The sequence below is a fragment of the Rhizobium mayense genome, assembly GCF_030272705.1.
In the GTDB taxonomy this organism is placed as follows: domain Bacteria; phylum Pseudomonadota; class Alphaproteobacteria; order Rhizobiales; family Rhizobiaceae; genus Rhizobium; species Rhizobium mayense.
In genome coordinates this window covers 1-4,139 of sequence record NZ_JARFYM010000079.1, presented here as the reverse complement: position 1 = coordinate 4,139, position 4,139 = coordinate 1, and the positions used below count along the sequence as shown (strand labels likewise).

3 protein-coding genes and 3 pseudogenes are annotated in these 4,139 nt (G+C 56.4%); 4 read left to right on the top strand and 2 right to left on the bottom strand.

The window, feature by feature from the left end; all coding sequences use genetic code 11:
• Window positions 1-100: 100 nt before the first annotated feature.
• Window positions 101-292: pseudogene (locus PY649_RS34505) on the top strand (hypothetical protein); the annotation flags it as partial.
• Between the two features lie 58 nt (window positions 293-350).
• Here the strand turns inward: PY649_RS34505 and PY649_RS34500 are convergent.
• Complete coding sequence (locus PY649_RS34500; RefSeq protein ID WP_285873533.1) at window positions 351-704, bottom strand: DUF1127 domain-containing protein; 354 nt, start codon at window positions 702-704, stop codon at window positions 351-353.
• Between the two features lie 239 nt (window positions 705-943).
• On the opposite strand from PY649_RS34500, the gene PY649_RS34495 reads away from it, so the two are divergent.
• The 3 genes and pseudogenes from PY649_RS34495 to PY649_RS34485 all read left to right on the top strand — a co-directional run bounded on the left by PY649_RS34495 (window position 944) and on the right by PY649_RS34485 (window position 3,890).
• Window positions 944-2,095 carry a serine hydrolase domain-containing protein gene (locus PY649_RS34495; protein WP_285873531.1) on the top strand — a complete coding sequence of 384 codons (1,152 nt, stop codon included), beginning with the start codon at window positions 944-946 and terminating at the stop codon, window positions 2,093-2,095.
• A gap of 373 nt (window positions 2,096-2,468) precedes the next feature.
• Window positions 2,469-3,095, top strand: a complete 627-nt coding sequence (gene wrbA / locus PY649_RS34490) for an NAD(P)H:quinone oxidoreductase (protein ID WP_285873529.1) — start codon at window positions 2,469-2,471, stop codon at window positions 3,093-3,095.
• A gap of 80 nt (window positions 3,096-3,175) precedes the next feature.
• A pseudogene (locus PY649_RS34485) lies at window positions 3,176-3,890 on the top strand (LLM class flavin-dependent oxidoreductase).
• 50 nt (window positions 3,891-3,940) lie between these two features.
• Here PY649_RS34485 and PY649_RS34480 read toward each other — a convergent pair.
• Window positions 3,941-4,139: pseudogene (locus tag PY649_RS34480) on the bottom strand (hydrolase); the annotation flags it as partial.

The following is a 4,139-nucleotide window of genomic DNA, read 5'->3' as shown; positions in this document are numbered from 1 at the left end:
ATGACGCCGTCGTGCCTGATCATGATTTCGGTTTGGCCACGGAAAATATCCGTGCTCTCGACAATTCTAATTTGCGGTGCGGCCATCAGCGGCACCGGCCATTGCATCCCGCGTTCCGGCCTTCGCCCAGGATGCGTCCGCGGCTCCAGCGGCGAATGCCCAGAAGCTTTCTGTCGAGCTCAACGCGCTGGTGCCGTCCCAGAAAGGCTGCATGATGTCCTTCGTTACGGAAAATGATCTGGCGGCGCCCATCGGCAAGATCTCCTTCGAACTTGCCTTCTTCAACCACAAGCTAGTCCGACACAAAGGACCCGCACCGCAACGTTGCGCGATGCGGGGCGCGGTCTCTTTCATCCACCGCGACTGGAAAGCCGAGAGCGATCGTCGGACCAGACCAGATAGTGAATAGAATCCCGAGAAATGCCGATATCCCTCAGCAAATGGTCATCGAGCGCCGCCAGTTGAGCCTCAGCCTCTCGGAGCTTACGAAAATGACGGACCGAGCCCCAAAACCGCTTTGTGATCGACGCGATGCCAAAGTGCCGCCAGGGAACGTTCTGCGGTTGTGCAGGAGAGCGACGCTCCTCCTGCAAATCGGTGTAGTGGCTCGACGACAGGGGGATCAGATTGAAAATATAGCTCATCGCTTTGCTCCATTCGGTCAACAGACGTTTGTGTCTGTGCTTTGAATTTTGCTTGACCAAGCTACCGATTCATTTTGCCTTTGAACCTTCGTGTTTCAACTGCAACTGGTGGACATGTGGCGTAGGTATGCGCTCCTCACCAATAGCCAAGGCTTCCGATCGGTTTCAAAGGAAATCTTTTGATGCGATTTTGCAATTTCGCTGCGCGATGGCCCAGCCACTTTGCGAGGGCATCCGGCGCTGGCATGCGGTGACATGCTCGCGCTGACGGATGAGCCCTGACATTTGGCGAGCATGTTATGCAATATCTCGACGATCTTCTTCATGATTCCGTGCAGAGGCGGCAGGTGCCTTATATTGTGGCTAGCGTAGGACGCTCAGCCGGGACGGTGTGGACAGGTCAGGCTGGCAATGCTGCCGGGGATATTGAAGCAAGCGACCAAACCCTGTTCCGCATCTTTTCGATGACGAAGGCGATTGCCGCCACGGGTGCGGCCATCCTCGCTGAGCGGAAACAACTTGACTGGAATTGGCCCGTCGCGGCCGTTCTCCCGCAATCCAATAGTCTGGAAGTGTTGGATGGGATGCGTGGGAATGTAGCGTTTTTCCGGCGGCCGCGCTCGGGAACGACGCTTCTGCAACTGGCAACCCATCAATCTGGTCTCGCTTACGAATATTATGATCCTGTTCTCGCCCACTATTTCGACCGGAGCGGCAAGCCAACGATCATATCCGGTCTTAAGAAGGGGCTCCTTTATCCATTCCGTTTCGACCCCGGGACGCGTTGGCGGTATGGCACCGGTATCGATTGGCTGGGGCTCGTTATTGAAACGATTGATGGGCGGCCGATCGACCGCTTTTGTCGGGAGGAGATCTTTGAGCCCCTCCAGATGACACACACTGTCTTCGAACCCGGCAGGGCGGATGTGGTAGGAGACATCTTTCTACGCCGTCCCGATGGCGGCCTGACGGCAGCTCCCGTGGATGTTGCGGCACCCAGGCCCCCCGAATTCTACGCAATGGGGCACGCGCTCTACTCAACCCCCGCCGATTACATGCGCTTCCTACGCATGTGGCTCAATCACGGCGAATTGGATGGACGAAGATTGATCTCCACCGACACGGCGACGTCGTTTCTTGCCGACCAGCTTGGTGAATTGACGCTTCCGGAATTGTCGAGTTGTGTTCCACGCAGCTCACATGACTTTGTATTCTTCCCTCGCGCGAGAAAGGGCCACAGCCTCGGTTTCGCCCGCATGCAGGAGGGTGTCGCCGGTATGCGCAGTGAGGGATCTCAATTTTGGGGCGGTTTGCTCAACACACACTTCTGGTTCGATACCCGGCGCGATATCGCTGTCGTAGTGATGACGCAATTACTGCCATTTCTCGATCCGCCATTCATGGCGGCGATGGCCGGCCTGGAAAAGAGCATCTATCACAATTTCGCTTGAGCCCAGCGCCGACCCTACGATTAAGCGCGCTCGGTCCAGTTGCGATTGTAATCAAGTATCAAGTTTGTGCCATCGGATGGAAACGCGCTCATCTCACCCTTGCGGCCGTTACCGAGCGCAAAGGATGTTCTCGTGCGATGCAAACTCGATGCATACGACTGCCAGTCTACGAAGGAAAAGACGCGTCCGATCCGGCTCTTCTCCGCAGGTTTGGCGCATTCGAACTACTTCTGCATGATTATTCGGTCGAGCACTCCCGCCATTTCTGCATCGTCGCAGAGGTCGAGAGCAAGAAAAGTCCGATCGAATATCGCAACGCCTTCGGGTCAGGACAATTAGTGCCGAAACATCGTTGAGGTTCGAGGAGAAGATTATGACCGCACCCAAGATTCTGATCGCCTTCTATTCCCGAAACGGTTCCACCGAGGCTTTGGCAAAAGCCATTGCTGAAGGTGCCGAGATCGAAGGCGCAGAGGTTAGACTAAGACGCGCACGCGAAATCGTACCCGCCGAAGTCATGGCGAAAGCGGCGGGTTGGGCAGAAAAGGCGGCGGATATGAACGCGAAATATCCGGCGCCGACCGAGGAGGATGCAGAATGGGCAGATGCCATCGTCTTAGGTACGCCGACGCGCTTCGGATCTGTTGCCTCTGAGCTCAAAGCCTATATCGATGGCCTCGGCGGCCTTTGGTTCCAGGGCAAACTGAATGGCAAGGTTGGCTCCGTGTTCGGTTCCACGTCCTCCATGCATGGTGGCAATGAATCCACGCTTCTATCACTATACAATCCGATGGCTCATCTCGGGCTGATCATCGTTCCCCTCGGCTATGCGGACCCGGTGCTTTTCCAGGCGGGAACGCCGTATGGCGCTACCCATGTTTCGCTCCAGGATGCGGTCGAGCCGAACTCCAAGGAGCTCGAGGTGGCGCGCTTCCAAGGCAGGAGGGTTACAACGGTTGCCCGCCGCCTCACCTTTGCTTTAGAGGCGTTCTTCAACTAGGCATTTGGTGGGGCCGGTGCCTCAAGCGCCGAATCTGTTTCTGACCGCCTTGGAGGCATCGGCCCGGTAGAGCAACGCAAATTGAAAAGATTGGTTTTCTGTCTTTTGGGCACTGGACGTCATCCCTTCAATCGGGCACGTGTTCCGCCAGCGACGCGCTCTTGCAATCACTTGATCTTGCGGTCGTGGCAGAAGGATTGGGGGCAGACGGCGCATTTTTTCGTGTCCATCATTTCGCACGTCAGCTCTTTTGACTGTTCCCCTTAGTTGCCGCTGTTGGGGTGAAGACCAAACGCGTCGAGATCGGCACTGCCGTTCGCATTGTCTGCGGCAACTTCTGGAGTAAGAGCGGACCTGTCGATGGCATTGCGGCTGATCCAATCTATCTCGACGTCTCAGTGCCTCCGGGCAAGAAGAAGCGGCTGCCGGTGCATATTTCGCGTAACACTTTCGCCTACATTATCGCAGGTTCAGGCACCTTCCGCGACGCTTCCAAACCATTCGGCGTGCGCGTCGAGAAGGAAGTCAACGGCGAGGAGTTGAATATCCGCGACATGTCCGGCAACCGAACGCTTGTCGTCTTCGACACCGGAGACGAACTGACGGTCCAAGCCGGGGATCAAGGCATTCGGTTCCCACGCGTTTCCGGAAAGCCGCTCGAGGGACCCCTTTGTCTGGCACGGGCCAATCGTCATGAATTTCCAGCCCACTAACGCGGCAGAGCGTTGGATAAATCGCGAAACCCGGCTGGAAATTTCCACCAGCCAGGCTCTTTCGCGGATGATGTTGAAATGATGTCAATGTGACGGAAACTGAACAGTCGTCGACGTTCACCTCGTTTTTACTTACTTGCGCTTGATTTCCGGGCCGAGTGCCCACTTCGCGTAGGCGATTTGGATGCCGAAGGCGGCATGCTCCTTCATGATGTCCATCACACCCTGGTACGTTTCCTGACGTGCCCAATCCTGCTGCAGTTCATAGACAAAGTGTTGGGCGGTAGTCGGAACTGCACCGGCCTGGATCATACGCTCGACAGCCCGCTCG